The sequence below is a fragment of the Cryptosporangium minutisporangium genome, from assembly GCF_039536245.1.
Lineage (GTDB): Bacteria > Actinomycetota > Actinomycetes > Mycobacteriales > Cryptosporangiaceae > Cryptosporangium > Cryptosporangium minutisporangium.
The window spans coordinates 169,292-186,555 of the sequence record NZ_BAAAYN010000002.1; the positions used below are offsets into that span (position 1 = coordinate 169,292).

General features: G+C 71.8%; 17 protein-coding genes. 7 read left to right on the forward strand and 10 right to left on the reverse strand.

Going from position 1 to position 17,264, the window contains the following annotated elements:
• Positions 1-6: 6 nt before the first annotated feature.
• Both ABEB28_RS02060 and ABEB28_RS02065 read right to left on the reverse strand, forming a co-directional pair.
• On the reverse strand, positions 7-1,380 hold the full coding sequence (locus ABEB28_RS02060) for a class I SAM-dependent RNA methyltransferase (protein WP_345726191.1): 1,374 nt from the start codon (positions 1,378-1,380) through the stop codon (positions 7-9).
• Positions 1,377-3,446 carry an APC family permease gene (locus ABEB28_RS02065; RefSeq protein ID WP_345726192.1) on the reverse strand — a complete coding sequence of 690 codons (2,070 nt, stop codon included), beginning with the start codon at positions 3,444-3,446 and terminating at the stop codon, positions 1,377-1,379. The genes ABEB28_RS02060 and ABEB28_RS02065 overlap by 4 nt, the downstream gene beginning before the upstream one ends.
• A gap of 143 nt (positions 3,447-3,589) precedes the next feature.
• On the opposite strand from ABEB28_RS02065, the gene ABEB28_RS02070 reads away from it, so the two are divergent.
• Positions 3,590-4,261, forward strand: coding sequence for a potassium channel family protein (locus ABEB28_RS02070; protein ID WP_345726194.1), 672 nt, complete (start codon positions 3,590-3,592; stop codon positions 4,259-4,261).
• Between the two features lie 61 nt (positions 4,262-4,322).
• On the forward strand, positions 4,323-4,997 hold the full coding sequence (locus tag ABEB28_RS02075) for a potassium channel family protein (protein ID WP_345726195.1): 675 nt from the start codon (positions 4,323-4,325) through the stop codon (positions 4,995-4,997).
• 4 nt (positions 4,998-5,001) lie between these two features.
• Here the strand turns inward: ABEB28_RS02075 and ABEB28_RS02080 are convergent, their stop codons facing one another.
• The 4 genes from ABEB28_RS02080 to dut all read right to left on the reverse strand — a co-directional run bounded on the left by ABEB28_RS02080 (position 5,002) and on the right by dut (position 7,804).
• Positions 5,002-6,045, reverse strand: coding sequence for a DUF3159 domain-containing protein (locus ABEB28_RS02080; RefSeq protein ID WP_345726196.1), 1,044 nt, complete (start codon positions 6,043-6,045; stop codon positions 5,002-5,004).
• On the reverse strand, positions 6,042-6,437 hold the full coding sequence (locus ABEB28_RS02085; protein WP_345726197.1) for an OB-fold nucleic acid binding domain-containing protein: 396 nt from the start codon (positions 6,435-6,437) through the stop codon (positions 6,042-6,044). Before ABEB28_RS02085 ends, ABEB28_RS02080 begins: the two co-directional genes overlap by 4 nt.
• A gap of 195 nt (positions 6,438-6,632) precedes the next feature.
• The gene (locus tag ABEB28_RS02090) at positions 6,633-7,292 is read right to left on the reverse strand and encodes a DUF3710 domain-containing protein (RefSeq protein WP_345726198.1); all 660 of its coding nucleotides are present in this window, start codon (positions 7,290-7,292) and stop codon (positions 6,633-6,635) included.
• Between the two features lie 14 nt (positions 7,293-7,306).
• Positions 7,307-7,804 carry a dUTP diphosphatase gene (dut, locus tag ABEB28_RS02095; protein ID WP_345726199.1) on the reverse strand — a complete coding sequence of 166 codons (498 nt, stop codon included), beginning with the start codon at positions 7,802-7,804 and terminating at the stop codon, positions 7,307-7,309.
• 173 nt (positions 7,805-7,977) lie between these two features.
• Between dut and ABEB28_RS02100 the strand changes: the two genes are divergently transcribed.
• Entirely contained in the window at positions 7,978-8,460 is a 483-nt protein-coding gene (locus ABEB28_RS02100; RefSeq protein WP_345726200.1) for a DUF3093 domain-containing protein, read from the forward strand.
• Positions 8,461-8,551: 91 nt separating this feature from the next.
• Here ABEB28_RS02100 and ABEB28_RS02105 read toward each other — a convergent pair whose 3' ends face one another.
• Positions 8,552-9,403, reverse strand: coding sequence for a hypothetical protein (locus tag ABEB28_RS02105; protein ID WP_345726201.1), 852 nt, complete (start codon positions 9,401-9,403; stop codon positions 8,552-8,554).
• A 264-nt stretch (positions 9,404-9,667) separates the two neighbouring features.
• Positions 9,668-9,970 carry a DUF4193 domain-containing protein gene (locus ABEB28_RS02110; RefSeq protein WP_345726202.1) on the reverse strand — a complete coding sequence of 101 codons (303 nt, stop codon included), beginning with the start codon at positions 9,968-9,970 and terminating at the stop codon, positions 9,668-9,670.
• 529 nt (positions 9,971-10,499) lie between these two features.
• On the opposite strand from ABEB28_RS02110, the gene rsgA reads away from it, so the two are divergent.
• Positions 10,500-11,351: a GTPase RsgA gene (gene rsgA / locus ABEB28_RS02115; RefSeq protein WP_345726203.1), complete on the forward strand. Its 852-nt coding sequence runs from the start codon at positions 10,500-10,502 to the stop codon at positions 11,349-11,351.
• Positions 11,352-11,459: 108 nt separating this feature from the next.
• Positions 11,460-11,960, forward strand: coding sequence for a LytR C-terminal domain-containing protein (locus tag ABEB28_RS02120; RefSeq protein ID WP_345726204.1), 501 nt, complete (start codon positions 11,460-11,462; stop codon positions 11,958-11,960).
• Positions 11,961-12,007: 47 nt separating this feature from the next.
• Here the strand turns inward: ABEB28_RS02120 and ABEB28_RS02125 are convergent, their stop codons facing one another.
• Entirely contained in the window at positions 12,008-12,817 is an 810-nt protein-coding gene (locus ABEB28_RS02125; RefSeq protein ID WP_345726205.1) for an inositol monophosphatase family protein, read from the reverse strand.
• 364 nt (positions 12,818-13,181) lie between these two features.
• On the opposite strand from ABEB28_RS02125, the gene ABEB28_RS02130 reads away from it, so the two are divergent.
• Positions 13,182-14,690: an RNA polymerase sigma factor gene (locus ABEB28_RS02130; RefSeq protein WP_345726206.1), complete on the forward strand. Its 1,509-nt coding sequence runs from the start codon at positions 13,182-13,184 to the stop codon at positions 14,688-14,690.
• A gap of 570 nt (positions 14,691-15,260) precedes the next feature.
• Positions 15,261-15,455: a DUF7455 domain-containing protein gene (locus tag ABEB28_RS02135; RefSeq protein WP_345726207.1), complete on the forward strand. Its 195-nt coding sequence runs from the start codon at positions 15,261-15,263 to the stop codon at positions 15,453-15,455.
• A 68-nt stretch (positions 15,456-15,523) separates the two neighbouring features.
• On the opposite strand, the gene ABEB28_RS02140 is transcribed toward ABEB28_RS02135, so the two are convergent.
• Positions 15,524-17,260, reverse strand: coding sequence for a DEAD/DEAH box helicase (locus ABEB28_RS02140; RefSeq protein ID WP_345726208.1), 1,737 nt, complete (start codon positions 17,258-17,260; stop codon positions 15,524-15,526).
• Between the last annotated feature and the right edge of the window lie 4 nt (positions 17,261-17,264).

Below are 17,264 nucleotides of genomic sequence, written 5' to 3' on the forward strand. Positions count from 1 at the left end.
CCGCGCTCAGCGGGCCGCCGTCAAGGTTCCCACGCATTCGACGTGGTGGGTCATGGGGAACGCGTCGAACGCGCGCACCTGGGTCAGCGTGTAACCCTCCTCGGCGAACGTGGCGACGTCACGCGCGAACGCCGCCGGGTCACAGGCCACGTAGGCCACGGCCCGCGGGCTGCGCGCCGCTACCGCACGTACCACCGCACTCCCGGCACCCGAGCGCGGCGGGTCCAGCACGACCAGGTCCACCCGGTCCGGCACTCCCCCGGCCAGGGCCCGGTCGACCCGGGCGGTGACCACCTCGACCCACTCCAGATCCCGCACGTTCCGGCGGGCGTCGTCGCAGGCACCGCGATCGGCCTCGACCGCCACCACCCGTCCGTCCGGCCCCACCAGCGCACCCAGTACCCCGGCGAACAGCCCGGCACCGGCGTACAGGTCGAGCACCGACTCCCCCGGCTCCGGCGCCAGCGCCTCGACCACCGCGTCCGCCAACGCGTCCGGCGCCGCCGGGTGGACCTGCCAGAATCCGTCGGCGCGCACCAGCCAGCGGCGATCGGCCGCGACCTCCCGGACCCGCCGGTGTCCCCGGATCGGTTCGGCCGGCGCCCGCTCGGCGCTCCGCACGGTCGACGCCGCAACCAGCACCGCCACCGACTCCGGCAACTCGTCCGGGAGGTCCGGCGCGGGCACCCGGTGCGGGCGGCGCGGACGCCCCGGACGGCGTCCGCGGGGCGGGGCACCGCGCGGCGCCGGCTGGTCGAGCACGAGCGCGTCGTCACCGGCCGCGGACGCCACGGCCTCGACCGCGGCGACCCCCGGCCACCCCAGGTGGGTCACGCCGAGCGCGTTGATCCGCGGGTCGGCGATCGGGCAGCTCTCCACCGGCAACACCGCTCGCGACCGGTGCGGGTGCAGCCCCGCCCGGCCCTGCGCGTCCACCGCGAACTGGACCCGCGTCCGCCAGCCCAGCGGACCGCCGGGGAGCTCCTCCACACCGTCGAAGATCTCCGCGATCCGCGCCGGAGGCAGGTGTCCCAACCGCTCCAGCTGCTCGCGGACGACGCCCGCCTTCAACGAGCGCTGCGCGTCCGGAGCGACGTGCTGCAGGTCGCACCCGCCACACCCACCGGGATGCGCGTAGGGGCACGGCGGCTCGACCCGCTCCGGCGCGGCCCGGAGCACCGACACCGCGTCGGCGCGGCAGAACGAGCCGCCCCGGTCCTCGGTCACCCGGACCAGCACCCGCTCACCCGGCAGCGTGTGCCGGACGAACACCACCCGGCCGGAGTGCCGGCCCACGCAGTGCCCACCGTGCGCGAACGTCTCGATGTCCAGCTCGAACTCGGTCCCCACCCAGGACGTCGCGGCCGCCGACTCGGTCATGACGACGACCCCGATCCGGTCGACTCCGGCTCCCGCTCCTCGGCGGTCGCGGCGCGGGCACTGGCCGAAGGCCGCGGGTCGGGGTGCAGGCCGCGGCGCACCGCGCCGGGACCGGCCACCCGATCGGCACGGTCCGGATCGCGTCCGACCGTGGAGCGCAGCTGCCACGGCACGCTCGTCACCATCACGCCCGGCTCGAACAGCAGGCGCCCCTTGAGCCGCAGCGCGCTCTGGTTGTGCAGCAGGTGCTCCCACCAGTGCCCGACCACGTACTCCGGAACGAACACCGTGACGACGTCGCGCGGGGACTCCCGCCGCAGGCTGTGCACGAAATCGAGGATCGGCCGGGTGATCTCCCGGTACGGCGACTCGACGACGGTGAGGGGCAGCGAGATGCCCCGGCGGTCCCAGTCCTCCTGCAGTGCCCGCGTCGACGCGGGGTCCACGTTCACGGTCACCGCGGTGAGCGAGTCCGGGCGGGTCGCTTTCGCGTAGGCCAGCGCCCGCAGCGTCGGCTGGTGCAGCGTCGAGACCAGGACGACCGCGTGGTTGCGGGACGGCAGGATCGGCTTCTCCTCGGTCGGACGCAGCTCCTCGGCCACCCGGTTGTAGTGGCTACGGATGCCCAGCATCAGCAGGTAGATGAATGCCATCGCGGCGATCGCGATCCACGCGCCCTGGGTGAACTTGGTGGCCAGCACGATCACCAGCACGGAGCCGGTCATCACCAGGCCGAAGCCGTTGATCGCCTGCGAGCGGCGCATCCGTCGGCGGATCTGCGGGTCGCGCTCGACCCGCAGCAGCCGGCTCCAGTGCCGCACCATGCCGATCTGGCTGAGTGTGAACGACACGAACACCCCGACGATGTAGAGGTGGATCAGCGCGCTCGGGTCCGCTTTGAACACCACCAGCAGGATGCCGGCGGCGACCGCGAGGAACAGGATGCCGTTGCTGAACGCCAGCCGGTCACCGCGGGTGTGCAGCTGCCGCGGCAGGTACCGGTCCTGCGCGAGGATCGAGCCGAGCACCGGGAAGCCGTTGAACGCGGTGTTCGCCGCGAGCACCAGGATCAGCGCGGTCATGAACGTCACGAAGTAGAAGCCGGGCGAGAACCCGCTGAAGATCGCCTCTCCGAGCTGGGCGACGACGGTCTTCTGGACGTAGCCCTCCGGCGCGCCCTCCAGCTGCTCGGCGGGGTTCTCCACGTATTGGAGGCCGGTCAGCCGGGCCAGCCAGATCATGCAGAGCATCATCGCGACCGAGATCAGCCCGAGCATCAGCAGCGTCGTCGCCGCGTTCTTGCTCTTCGGACGCCGGAACGCCGGCACACCGTTGCTGATCGCCTCCACACCGGTCAGCGCCGCGCAGCCGGACGAGAACGCCCGGGCCAGCAGGAACACCAGCGCCACACCCGCGAACGTGTCCTCGCCCTGCAGCTCGAAGCCGGCGCTCTCGGCCCGCACCTCGTCGCCGGAGACGAAGATCCGGTAAGCGCCCCAGAGCACCATGCCGAAGACCGCGATCATGAACCCATAGGTGGGGATCGCGAACGCCACCCCGGATTCCCGGACGCCCCGCAGGTTGAGCGAGGTCAGCAGGGCCACCAGCAGGACCGCCACCAACACCTGATGGTCGTCGAGCATCGGCACCGCGGAGGCCAGGTTCGCCACCCCCGACGCCACCGACACCGCGACCGTCAGCACGTAGTCGACGAGCAGCGCGCTGGCCACGCCCAAGCCGAACCGCGGCCCGAGGTTGGTGTTCACCACCTCGTAGTCACCGCCACCGGACGGATAGGCGTGCACGTTCTGCCGATAGGAGGCCACGACCGTGAGCAGGACGACCACGACGGCCAGCGCGATCCACGGCGAGAGCGTGTAGGCGGCCAGGCCGGCGGCGCTCAGCGTCGCGAGGATCTCGGCGGGGGCGTAAGCGACCGACGACAGCGCGTCGGACGCGAAGACCGGCAGCGCGATGCGCTTCGGCAGCAGGGTTTCAGCGAGCTTGTCGCTCCGCAGCGCCCGTCCGATGACGAGGCGCTTGAACACGGACGTCGGGGACGGCACGGCGATAGCGTACGTCCGTCCTGCCCGGTCGAACGGTCCGGGCGGCGATCCGTTCGGTGATCTGTACGGCCGTGGGCTAACACCCGGTCCGGACGTGTAGCGTCCAGGCGAGGTCAGCCTGAGGGCGTGGAAGGACTGCGGACGTGCACATCGTCATCATGGGCTGCGGGCGAGTCGGTTCCACCCTCGCGCACAGCCTGGAGAAGCGCGGGCACACCGTTGCGGTGATCGACCAGAACCCGGACGCGTTCCGCCGACTCGGTCCCCAGTTCGGCGGCTCGACGGTCACCGGCGTCGGGTTCGAGCGCCGGACGCTCGAAGAGGCCGGCATCGAGCGGGCCGACGCGTTCGCGGCGGTCAGCAGCGGCGACAACTCCAACATCATCTCCGCGCGGCTGGCCAGGGAGACCTTCGGCGTGCAGCGGGTCGTGGCGCGGATCTACGACCCTCGCCGTGCGGCCGTCTACGAGCGCCTGGGCATCCCGACCGTCGCCACCGTCCGGTGGACGTCCGACCAGGTGCTGCGGGCGCTGATGCCGGAGACCGCGGTCGAGGTGTGGCGCGACCCGTCCGGCTCGGTCGCGATGATCGAGCCGCCCCTGCACCCGGGGTGGCTCACCCAGCGGATCTCGGCGCTGGAGGAGGCGACCGGCGCACGGGTGGCGTACCTGACCCGGTTCGGGGTCGGTCAGCTGTGCAGTCAGTCCACGGTCATCCAAGAGGGCGACCGGATCTTCCTGCTCGCTGCCGAGGGACAGGTCGACAAGGTCGGCGAGATCGCCGGGTCCGCCCCGGTGGAGCGGGGACGCTCGTGAACGCTCGCGCCGAGACCGGAGATGCAGTGATGAGCGCTTGCGCGAAGAGCGGAGGGCACTGATGCGGGTCGCGATCGCCGGAGCGGGCAACGTGGGACGTTCGGTGGCGAACGAGCTGGCGGAGAACGGCCATCAGGTGATGTTGATCGACCGTGACCCGCGGCAGATGCGCAGCCACCTCGTGCCGGAGGCGGAGTGGGTGCTCGCCGACGCCTGCGAGCTGTCGTCGCTGGACGACGCGGGGCTGGCCGGCTGCGACGTGGTCGTCGCCGCGACCGGCGACGACAAAGTCAACCTCGTCGTCTCGCTGCTGGCCAAAACCGAGTTCGCGGTCGGCCGGGTGGTCGCGCGGGTGAACCGGGCGGAGAACGAGTGGCTGTTCACCGACCAGTGGGGCGTGGACGTCTCGGTCAGCAAGCCGCGGCTGATGGCGGCGCTGGTCGAGGAGGCCGTGACCGTCGGTGACCTGGTCCGCCTGATGACGTTCCGCCAGGGTCAGGCCAGCCTGGTCGAGATCACGCTCGCGCCGGACGCACCGTACGTGGGGCGTCCGCTCCGGGAGGTGCCGCTGCCGTCGGACGCCGCGCTGGTCGCGATCCTGCGCGGCGCTCGGGTGCTGGTGCCGACGCCGGACGACCCGCTGGAGCCCGGTGACGAGCTGATGTTCCTCTGCCCGCCGGAGACCGAGGACCGCCTGCACACGGTGATCAGCGGCGACGGTTCCCCGCACTCCTGACTTCTCAGACGGTCGCGGACCGCTCGGCGTCCGCGTGGATCGCACGCCGTCCGTACCAGATCGTGAACGCGAGGCAGACGCCGAACATCGGCCAGCCCATCGCCAGCGACGCCCAGCCGAGCGCGTCGGCGTCGTGCCGCGACCAGAGCCAGATCTGCACTCCGGCCCGGATCGCGAACATCAGCGCCCAGACCAGCGTGATCAGCGAGAACGCGCGCACGAGCGACCGCTGCTCCCGCCACGTCGACGGGATCTCGGCGATGAATCGCCAGGCGTACCCGATCACCGGGCGGCGGACCAGCACGGAGCCGGCGCAGAGCAACGCACCCCCGCTGTTGCGGGCGATGTTGAGCAGGTAGAAGTCCTCGGCCTGGCCGGTGCGCGCGGCGATGAACGCCGCGATGCCGACCGCGAACAGGCCGTTGAGCGCGTGCCGTACGGAGTCGCGCCGCGCGAGCCGGAACACCGCGATCAGCGCCGCCGACCCGACCGCCGCCCAGAGCGCCGGCTTCAGCGACATCATCATGTTCACGATGATGAAAACGAGTACCGGCAGGCTGCTCTCGACCAGCCCGCGGATCCCGCCGAGCTGTTCGCGGACCTGGTCGGCGATGGAGATCGGCGGTTCTTCGGCGTCGTCGGACCGATCACCGCGGTCGGTCGGCTCCACTGGTGGCGTGATCCGGACGCGGGGCCGCGCGCTGCCAGCGGGCGGGTGACCGTCGACCGCGGGCAGCGGACCGTTGGGCGCGGTGGCCGGACGGGCGGCGCCCTCGGTGCCCTGGGCGGCGTCGGCAGCGTCTGCAGCGTGGCCGTGGCGCTGCGGCGGAGCCGCGTGCCGGCCGTAACCGACGGGGTCACCCGGCGGCGAGTCGGCGACGAACTCGACGGCCTCCTCCGCGAGGATCTCCGCGACCCGGCTCGACGGGTGCTCGTCACCGAAGATCGCCTCGGCGAGCTGCTCGTCCTCGACCCTGCGCTGGTCGTCCCCGGCGGCGTGCGTGGAGTCGGTACGGTCGCCGGTCGGCCGGGCGCGGTGGTCGGTCACGGTGTGGTCGGCTCCAGCGAGTAGGCGGGGTTGAAGATCACCTTACGGCCATCCCGCAGGGCGAGCCGTCCCTCGACGGAGAGCGACCGACCTGGCTCGATGCCCGCGATCCGCCGCCGGCCCAGGAAGATCAGCGTGATCGACCCGGTGCCGTCGAAGAGCTCGGCCTCCAGCGTCGGCTGGTTGGTTCGCGGTGTGTAGCGGACGGACGTCAGGCGGCCGGTGACCGTGGCGTACCGGCCCCGCGGACAGTCACAGACCTTCTCCGCCCCGGAACGGGCACTGACCTCCTGCAGGTTCTCGGCATCGAGTTCCCGGTCGGAGGCGGTGAGGCGGCGGAAGAGCCGTTTCAGACCGGAATCCTCGGCGGTCCGCGGCAGCGTGTCAGTCATGGTGGGCACCTCAGCGACGAGTCGGCGCGGCTATGCCGTAGAACACGTTTGCGTGCTCCAGGCATACCCGGTACCGCGCCGTCCTGATCAGGGTAGGTCAGGAATGCTGGGCCACAACGTTGAACCGTGTCAGAGACCCGACCGCCGACACCGCACCGCCCCCGGCGGCGCCGCACTGACTGGGTAGCGGCCCGGCTACTCCTCGGCCGACGCCTGCTGAGCGGACGCCTGCTCGACGACCTCCCGGGGCAACCGGAGCGGCAGCGGGTCACGCACCGGCATCGGATCGGTGCCGCGGACCACGACGGTCTGCCGCACCGACTCGGCCAGCTGCGGCCCGGAAGCGGGGTCGGCGGCCGCCGCGCCGGTGAACGTCGCCCGCAGGAACCACCGCGGCCCGTCGACCCCCACGAAGCGCAGCAGCTGCTTGCTGCCGTCCGGCACCTTCACCGTCGCGCGCAACTCGGGGCCGAACTCACCGTGCTCGTGCTCGACCACCCCACCGTCGCCACGGATACCTGCCTCGAGCTCCCCGCGGACGTCGTCCCAGATGCCCTCGGTGCGCGGTGCCGCGAACGCCGCCAACTCCAGAGCGCTCGTCCCGTCGGTCAGCACGACCGACGCCACCTGGCCCTGCTGGTCGGCCTCGACCCGCAACTCCACGTCCGAAAGGGTCGGGACGCGCAGCGCGCCGAGATCGACCCGCTGGACGTCGTCCGCAGGAGCCTCGTCGGCGTCCCAGGGGCCGGTACCGGCCTCGCCGTCCACCGAGTCCTCCGACTCGGTGCCGGTGGTCTCCAGGCCGTCTTCCTCCCGGCCGGTCGCCGCATGCCGGCCACGCCGACGTCGAAACACCCCTCACACCCCTCTCATTCTGAATTCGGGCGTACAGGAACCAAGTCGCGGTGCCCTCCGGTCGAGCCGTGGCCACCCGTCCCGCGGACCGACTCGGGCAGCACGGATGCCACCCGGAATTCGGCCCGCTCGACGCGCTGCACCACGAGCTGGGCGATCCGGTCGCCCCGCGCGAGTGTCACGGTCTCGGTCGGATCCAGGTTGATCAGGTTCACCTTGATCTCGCCCCGGTATCCCGCATCGACGGTACCGGGTGCGTTGACGATCGAAACGCCGAACCGCGCGGCCAGACCTGAGCGCGGGTGCACGAACCCCGCGTAACCCTCCGGGAGCGCGATCGCCAGGCCGGTGCCGACGAGCGCGCGCTCACCGGGGCCGAGCGTCACGTCCGCGGACGTGACCAGGTCGGCGCCGGCGTCACCCGGCTTCGCGTACGCCGGGAGCGGCAGGTCGGGGTCGAGCAGTTGCACGAGCACCTCGACCGGGGCGGTCGCGATGGTGGCGTCGGTCATCCGGTGTCCGTTCCCTCCAGGCATCAGCGTGGCCGGAGGCACGATAACCGGCGCCGGGCCAGCCGGTGCCGCACGGCACCGGCCAGGGCGCGTTTCCTCGACTCGACGGCGTCGCCGCGCACCGGCGAGACGACGCCCGGGGCGCTGCGCGGGGCGTGGCCTAAGCTCGGCACATGCGCTCCCGCTCGGCCGTCGCGACCACCAGCACGTACCAGGAACGGTGGACCGTGCCCTGGTGGGGCTGGCTCGGCGCGGTGGCCGTGGCGCTGCTCCTGGCGGCCGAGATCCACCTCGGGTACGGCGGGCTGCGGTCATGGCTGCCCTACGTCGTCTTCGTTCCGCTCGCGCTGGTCGCGGTGGCGGCCCTCAGCCGGATCACGGTCGCGGTCACCGACGACGAACTCCACCTGGACGACGCCCACATCCCACGGCGGTTCCTGCTCGCCGCCGAGGCACTCAGCGGCGACGCGAGGCGGGACGCGCTCGGCCCGGAGCTGGACCCGGTGGCGTTCGTCGTCCACCGGCCGTGGGTGCAGGGCCTGGTGCGGGTCTATCTGGACGATCCCGACGACCCCACGCCGTACTGGATCTTCTCGTCCCGGGATCCGGAGGCGCTGCTCGCGGCACTCGACCTGCCGCTGCCCGCGCCGGAGTAACCGCTGAACACCGTCAACCGGAAACGTGGTCTTCCCGAAATCGGCGTCCGCGGCCCGGTGGTTCCCGAAGGTGGCCTCGGGATGAGTTCGCTCAGTAGAGCGACGGCCGATCGGACGGTCCGTCCACCGCCGACCGTCCCTTGCGCAGGTCGGCGCGGACCGCGTCGCCGAGCATCCGGGTCGCCCGGCGGTTGAGCTCGGCACCGATCGCGGCTCCGGTGAACAGCGGGCCGAGCGTCGTCATGTTGCGCCCCATCCGGCGCAGCAGCCGGTCCCGCAATTCCCTGCGCATGCCGGTGCTGAGGATCGTCGTGAAACCCCGTCCACTCTGCAGCAGCGTCACGCCGCGGCGGCGGGCCCAGGCCTGCAGCAGCGCGCTGCCGCGTTCGCTGGCCGAGCCGCGGACCGGCACGCCGTAAACCTCGTGCAGCTCCGCCAGCAGTTTGATCTCGATGGCGACGATCGCGGCGGTCTCCACGGCGATCAGGATCGGAGCGGAGAGCAACGACGGAGGCGCGGCCCACTCGACCGCGGCGACCCCGCCGCCGGCGGCACCGAGGCTGGCGGACACCCGGGAGGCGTTCCGGATCAGGGCGTCGGCGAGTTCCTCACCGGACTTACCGTCGTAGTGCCGCTGGAGCGTCTCCAGGTCGCGGACGGTCAGGTGCGGCGTCACGGCGATCACCAGATCCGTCGCCCAGTTCACGGCGGCGCGCGGTCCGCGCAGGGCCCGACCAGCGCCACGGCCGGCGCTGGTGACCGCCCGGCTGAGCAGGCGACGGCGGTCCGCCGTCGTGAGTTCCGTGTCGGTCAGGCGAGCCAGAGCGCCGGTGGCCTCCGGAGAGACGTCAGTCGGCGCGGCGTCGGACGCGGGCGTCCCGGACGTCGAATCCGGCACCTCTGGCGCGGATCCGGCGCTCGACGGGTTGTCCGAGTAGGTCATGGCGGTAATCCCTCGGGTCACGCGGAGCGGGTGCCGGCGCGGTTCCGGCTCTCGCCGGACGTCCGCGCCCGTCACACCGCCCGCGGGTGGCAGCGCGGTCGGTAACGGACCGCTCCTGCACTACCCCGTACGGTCGGGGTACTACCCCCCGGAGCCCCGACCGTCGTCGGTTCTTACGGACGCCCGATTCCTTCCAGGGACTCAGTGCGCGGTCGTGGCGAACCGCCGGGCGTCCCGTACTGCTTCTCGCGGCCGACCGGGGGATCAGGCCGCGCATTCGGTGCAGACGTACTGGCCGTTCTTCTCTTCGGCCAGCTGGCTGCGGTGGTGGACAAGGAAGCACTGCGAACAGCGGAACTCGTCGTTCTGCATCGGCAGTACCTTGACGGTGAGCTCCTCGCCGGACAGATCTGCGCCCGGCAGTTCGAAGCCTTCTGCAACCTCAGCCTCGTCGACGTCCACACTGCCGGACTGTGAATCGGTCCGGCGTGCCTTCAGCTCCTCGAGGCTGTCCTCGCCGAGCTCCGATTCCTCGGTTCGACGTGGCGCGTCGTAGTCGGTGGCCATCGTGGTGGTCCTCTTCTTTCGTTGGATGCCAGCCCGGGTGACGCCGTGAACGGCCAGGTTCCCCGGCCAGGAAGGAAACCCGTTCGACCCGGCGAGCGCGGAACCTTACCGTTTCCAGCGCCCCTAATACGCACAGCCCACCGGATGTGTTCCCGATGTGATCGAGGTGACACCGATGCCCGTCTTCCCTGCACCGGAGCAGCAGCCGGACCAGGGGCGGGCCACCGCGCTTTCCGCGGACCCGACCTTGGCGCCGACGACCGCCGGTCCAGTGCCCCCCATCGGCGGGCGGCGTAGCCGGGCCCGGCTACGCCGCCTCGGATGGTCGGACGAATGGGACGCACGGTACCGGATGGCGACGGCAACCGGCAGATGCCCCACGACGCCGGATATCCGGGTCGCGGATGGCGACCTTACCCAATACGCGGACCGGATCGGGGACCCCGAACCTCACCGCTCACCAGCCGGGACACGGCACCTACTGTTGCCGGACGAACGCCGGGCGCGGTGGCCCCCGTCCGGTGGGCGGGTGGCGCGACGGCTCTCCACCGGATGCGGGCCACTCGTCCCGGCACGCGTCACCGACGTCGACGACGACGGCTGTGGCTGCCTGGCGGCGACCGGACCGGTGCGCGCGGTCGCCGAGCCGGGGCTGACGCCGGTCGCGGGCGACTGGGCCGTCCTGGCCGGAAACGCGCTGGTCGCGGTGCTCCCCCGGACCTCCGTGGTGCGGCGCGGCCGGGGCGCCGACGACGTCTGCGGCGAGGTTCTCGCGGCCAACGTCGATCTGGTGCTCGTGGTGCAGACGTTCTCCGCGACGCTCTCGCCGGACCGTACCGAGCGGTTGCTCGCGCTCGCCGCGGCGAGTTCGGCGACGCCGGTGCTGGTGCTGAGCCAGATCGACCGGGCACCGGACGGCGCGGTGGTCCGCTCCGTCCTGGCCGACCTGGCCGTGCTCGCCGAGAGCTGTCCGGGGACCCGGGTCGTGGGCGTGAGCACGCTGCCGGACCATCCCGGCGTGGCCGGTCTGCATCGACTACGCGCCCTGCTGCCCGGTTCGACGCCGGCCGCCAGCCTCGCGAGTCCGGACGGGGCCGCGGGCGCGGCCGCGGTCGTCGGTCCGCCGGGCTGCGGCAAGAGCAGCTTGGTGGACGCGCTGTCCGGCGGGGCACCGCGGGCCGGCGCCGGCTCCGCGCTGGTGCCGCTGCCCGGCGGTGGAGCGCTGGTCGACACCCCGAGCTGCTCCGCCGACGAGCCGGACTGGCTCGCCGAGCGATATCTCAGCCGGTTGCGCGCCACGCAGCGGGAACGGTGGCGGGCCGGCCCTCACCCGCGGTCCCAGACCCGTCGTCGCCTCCGCCCGCTGGCCGGTGGAGCCTGAGGTACGGGCCGGCAGCGCGGACCCGGATCCGGAACGGTCGCCGGGTTATCACCGGGGATGAACCGGGACGCTACAGTCTGGGCCCATGACGACCGGGATGGTGGGGCGGTGAGCCTGGCGCGAGTCAGGGCACTGACAGTAATCGGGGTATTGGCGCTGGTCGCGGTCATCACCGTGGTGTGGGCGATCGTCACCGACGACCAGACCGGGAAGTCGGCTCTGGGCTGCGACACCGTGCAGGCGAGCATCCCGGCGCCGAACGCGGTGCAGGTCCGCGTCTACAACGGCACCGACGAGGCGGGCCTCGCCGACAAGGTGCGGACCGCGCTGGAGAAGCGCGGCTTCAAGGTGATCGACGTCGGCAACGACCCGCAGGGCGAGCCGGTCACGCAGACCGCGCAGATCCGCTACGGGCCGACCGGAGCCGGTGCGGCGCAGCTGCTCCAGGCGAACCTGCGCGGCAGCGTGATCGTCGACGACGCCCGTGAGGACGCCAGCGTGGACGTCGTCCTCGGGATCGAGTTCAAGGAACTGACCCCGGACAAGGAGGTCCCGGCCGAGCTCGAGGGCCTGGACCCCCCGCAACCCTCCCAACCCGCCAACTGTTGAGTCTGCACGGCCTGCTGAGGGTCAGAACAGACTGCGCTCGGGGCCGGTCAGCGCTGGGGAGTGGCTGCTATCAGGGCGTCGTGTAGGGCTGCGTGGATCTTGGGGGGTGCGGCCAGCGTCATCGCGTCGCTCGCCGGCTCGCCGCGCAAGCCGGTGACCAGCAGCCCCGCCTCCTCGGCGATCAACCCGCCGGCGGCCCGGTCCCACGGGCTCAATCCTCGCTCGAAGAACGCGTCCAGCCGCCCCTCGGCCGCTGCGCACAGGTCGAGCGCCGCCGATCCGATCCGGCGGATGTCCCGGATCTCCGGCAGCAGCCGCAGCAGCACCTCGGCCTGCTCCCGGCGCCGCTGCGCCGCGTAGCCGAACCCGGTGCCGACCAGCGCGCTGCCCAGCGCGGTCACCGACGAGCCGTGCAGCCGCGTCCCGTCGCGCCAGGCGCCGCCACCGCGCACCGCCGTCCACTCTTCCCCGGTGACGACGTTCCGCACCACCCCGGCGACGACCACCCCGTCCACCTCCGCCGCGAGCGACACCGCGTACGCCGGGATGCCGTAGACGAAGTTGACGGTCCCGTCGATCGGGTCGAGCAGCCACCGCACCGCGTCGGGAGCGGCCTCCTTCCCGACCGGTCGGAACCCACCCTCCTCACCGAGCACCAGGTCGCCGGGGCGCGCCGCGGCCAGCCCCTCCACCACCAGCTCCTCGGCCGCCCGGTCGGCCGCGGTGACCGGGTCGGTCGGCGTCGACTTGGTCTCCACCGAGGTGACCGCCGCCGTCCGCTCGTTCCCGACCAGGACGGCCGCCCGGCGGACGAGGTCGACGGCGAGATCCTTCAGTTCGGTGGGTGCTACTGCCATGTCGGTTGTGCTCCTCGCGTCGAGATCCCCCAGGCCCACCTTCGCACCCGCCCGCGCGGCGACTGAATCGAGCCGCTGAATCGTTCCGTGCTGGTAGTGCGAATGTTGCTTCGTGGCGGTCGTGGCCAGAACCCGGGAATGCGACGTACAGTCCAGCAGGCGTCGAGCCTCGCCAGGCCGGGCGACCCCCACCAACCAGACACAACGGATGGATCGATGGTGGGAACCGTCTCCCCCGACCCGGCGGTACAATTCGTTGCCAGCCACCGGGAAGACCCGGAGGAATCTTGGAGATCAGCCCCCCGGTCAGCCCCTGACCGGTGAGGTGTGTGCCCCGCCGCACCGACACGTGGAAGGTCACTTCGTGACAGACGCCGACCGCACCCCTCCGCGGGCCGACATCGTCCGTTCCCTCGTCGACACGCTGACAGCGCGGGCGGGTGATACCGCCTCCCTCACCTCTGATGAGGTGGCGCGGGTTCTCGGTGGTGCGGGGGTGTCACCAGCTCAAGGCAAGAAGATCCTGCAGGGCCTGTCGATCGCCGGCGTCACCGTCGTCGTCAACGGCTCGGCGGACCCCCGCCCGACCCGTCGCCGGGTCGCTGCCGCTCGCTCGGCCACCACCCCGGCGTCGAAGGCGACGACGGCGAAGACCACGCGCGCCGCCGCGGCCCCCACCGCGCCCGCCGAGGCTCCGACCGCTGCCGCGGCCCCCACGCCCCGCCCGACGAAGCGTGCCGCCGCCAAGAAGACCGCCGCCGGACAGGCCGCACCGGCCGCTGGTGCAGCCCCGGCTGAAGGCGCGCCGACTGCCGGCCCGCCCGCCGAGGGCGGCCTCGCCGTCGACGAGCCGGTCGTGCTGACGGACGGCGAAGAGGAAGAGTTCGCCTTCGACGAGGAAGAGGAGGAGTCCGAGGCGCTGAAGCAGGCGCGTAAGGACGCCGAGCTCACCGCGTCGGCCGACTCGGTCCGGGCGTACCTCAAGCAGATCGGTAAGGTCGCGCTGCTCAACGCGGAGGAGGAGGTCGACCTCGCCAAGCGGATCGAAGCCGGTCTCTACGCCGCCGAGCGCATGCGTCAGGGCGAGGACCGCGGCGAGAAGATGCCGCACCAGCTCCGCCGCGACCTGAACTGGATCATCCGCGACGGCGAGCGCGCCAAGAACCACCTGCTGGAGGCGAACCTCCGGCTCGTCGTCTCGCTGGCCAAGCGCTACACCGGCCGCGGCATGGCGTTCCTCGACCTGATCCAGGAAGGCAACCTGGGTCTCATCCGCGCGGTCGAGAAGTTCGACTACACCAAGGGCTACAAGTTCTCCACGTACGCCACCTGGTGGATCCGGCAGGCGATCACCCGCGCGATGGCCGACCAGGCGCGGACGATCCGTATCCCGGTGCACATGGTCGAGGTCATCAACAAGCTCGGCCGCATCCAGCGTGAGCTGCTCCAGGACCTGGGCCGCGAGCCCACCCCGGAGGAGCTCGCCAAGGAAATGGACATCACCCCGGAGAAGGTGCTGGAGATCCAGCAGTACGCCCGGGAGCCGATCTCGCTCGACCAGACGATCGGCGACGAGGGCGACAGCCAGCTCGGTGACTTCATCGAGGACTCGGAGGCCGTCGTCGCGGTCGACGCGGTCAGCTTCACGCTGCTCCAGGACCAGCTGCAGTCCGTGCTGCAGACGCTCTCCGAGCGGGAGGCCGGCGTGGTCCGGCTCCGCTTCGGCCTCGCCGACGGCCAGCCGCGGACGCTGGACGAGATCGGCCAGGTCTACGGCGTGACCCGGGAGCGGATCCGCCAGATCGAGTCCAAGACGATGTCGAAGCTGCGTCACCCGTCGCGGTCGCAGGTTCTGCGCGACTACCTGGACTGAGCGTCGTCTCCGGCGCCGCCACCCGGTTCCCGGGCGGCGGCGCCGATTCGCGTCCGGTGCTGCCCCGCCGGCGCCGTCGCGCGGCTGTCCCGCCGCACGGCGTCCGCAGAACTACTTTCGGTAATGACGTCGTGCAGCCGCCTGCCGTCCGCGGCCGCGCCTACCCGGCGCGGGACACCGTTCCCGGTCCGTCCGGCCGGCGCAAAAGCGGGGCAGATCCGCCCGCCGAAGCCCCCAAAGGGCCCTCTCGACGTGTTCCAACTTGGTGACCGCGAGATGTCAGAACGTTGTCCGGCGGATCGTTTCGCGGCATATATCCTCGATGTACTCGAAGTGATTTGGCAGGCCCGGATGTCTGTCCGAGATCCGATCTCCGGAACGCCGTTTCCCGTGGCACTCTGGTGGTGGACCCGCCGATCATCGTGCGCGGTGGGCCCGAGACACCTGGTCACTCGCTGTGTGATGCGGAACATGGCGGTGGATCAGGAACGTCTCAGCACACTGATGTGTTGGACGATGTGTGAGCGGTAAGCACAACGAACAGCACGGTGAGAGCAGAGGAGGAGGCCAATGACCCCGACCCTGACCCCGCCGCCGACCGAGGCGCCGTCAGCTGGCGAGCGTTGCGACCGGTGCGGTGCGGCTGCCAAGGTCCGGGCAGTTCTGCCCGGCGGCGGCGACCTCGTCTTCTGCGGTCACCATGGTCACAAGTACGCCAAGGACCTCGAGAAGGTGGCAGTTCAAATCCTTCGTTCCGAGGACTGAGGCCCGAGCGACAAAAGCCCCCCAGCCGAAAGGCTGGGGGGCTTCGTCGTTCTCGGGTGGCCGCGCACCTAAGACCAGGTCTGGATCGTCGCGATCCGCTCTTCGAGTTGTTCGATCGTGGCTTGGGCGCTGGGCGGACCACCGCAGAGACGGCGGAGCTCGGCGTGGATCTGGCCGTGCGGCCGGTTCGTGCGGTGGTGCTGAGCCGCCACCAACGTGTTCAGCTGCTTCCGCAGCATCTGGCGCCGCGCGAAGCTCGACGTCGGCACCGCCTCGGGCTCCGGCACGTCCGGTCCCCCGGAGGCCTTCTGCGCGGCCGCCGCCCGCCGCTGCGCCGCCACCTGCTCGGCCTGACGCTTCGCCAGCAGCGCCGCGATCTGGTCGGAGTTGAGCAGACCGGGCAACCCCAGGTACTCCTCCTCCTCGGCGGTGCCCGGCGCCGCGCCGGTGCCGAACGAGGCACCGTCGTAGATCACCTGGTCGAGGTGCGCCGACGCCGAGAGCGCGGTGAACTTCGGCTTGTCGTCGGTGTCCTCGTCCTCGGTGCGGTTCGCGGCCGCGACCAGGTCGTCGTCGAGAAGCTTCTCCCGGTGCGGCCGGTCGAGCACGTGGTCCCGCTCGACCTCCATCTCCCCGGCGAGCCCCAGCAGCACCGGGACGCTCGGAAGGAACACGGTCGCGGTCTCCCCCGGACGCCGCGCCCGCACGAACCGCCCGATCGCCTGCGCGAAGTAGAGCGGTGTGCTGGCGCTGGTCGCGTAGACCCCGACCGCGAGCCGCGGGATATCGACGCCCTCCGACACCATCCGGACCGCGACCATCCACCGGTCCTCCGACGCCGCGAACGCCGCGATCTTGGCGCTCGCGGTGCCATCGTCCGAGAGCACGACGACCGGCGCCTTACCGGTGATCCGGCGCAGCAGCTCGGCATAGGCCTTGGCGGCCGCGTGGTCGGTCGCGATGACCAGGCCGCCGGCGTCCGCCATGCCGTGCTGGCGGATGACCGTGAGCCGGGCCTCGGCGGCCCGCAGCACCTGCGGCATCCAGTCGCCCTTGGGATCGAGCGCGGTCCGCCAGGCCTGGCCGGTCTGCTCGGCCGTCAGCGGCTCTCCCAGCCGGGCGGAGAGCTCCTCACCCGCGCTGGTGCGCCACTTGGCTTCGCCGGAGTATGCGAGGAACAGCACCGGCCGGACGACCTGGTCGCGCAGCGCGTCCGCGTAGCCGTAGTTGGAGTCGGACCGGGACCGGGTCAGCCCGTTCCGGTCGCGCTCGTACTGCACGAACGGGATCGGGTTGGCGTCCGACCGGAACGGCGTACCGGTCAGGGCCAGCCGCCGGGTGGCCGGCTCGAACGCCACCCGGACGCCGTCGCCCCAGGTGCGCGAGTCGCCGGCGTGGTGGATCTCGTCGAGGATCACCAGGGTCGGGCGGGCGGTGACCCGCCTCCGGTGGATCCCCGGGTAGAGGCCGACCTGCGCATACGTCACGACGATCCCGTGGAAGTCGGACGACGTGAGCCCGGTCGAGGAGAACGTCGGGTCGAGCTGGATGCCGACCCGGGCCGCTGCCTGCGCCCACTGCGTCTTCAGGTGCTCGGTCGGCGCGACGACCGTGACCTGGCTGACCGTCCGGTCGGCGAGCAGCTCGGCGGCGATCCGAAGTGCGAACGTCGTCTTTCCGGCTCCCGGGGTCGCGACCGCCAGGAAGTCCTGCGGCGAGCGACGGAGGTACTCGACGAGCGCTTTGCGCTGCCAGACGCGGAGCGGCGGAGCGGCTCCCCCGACCGTGCCGGCACTTGCACTCACTGGG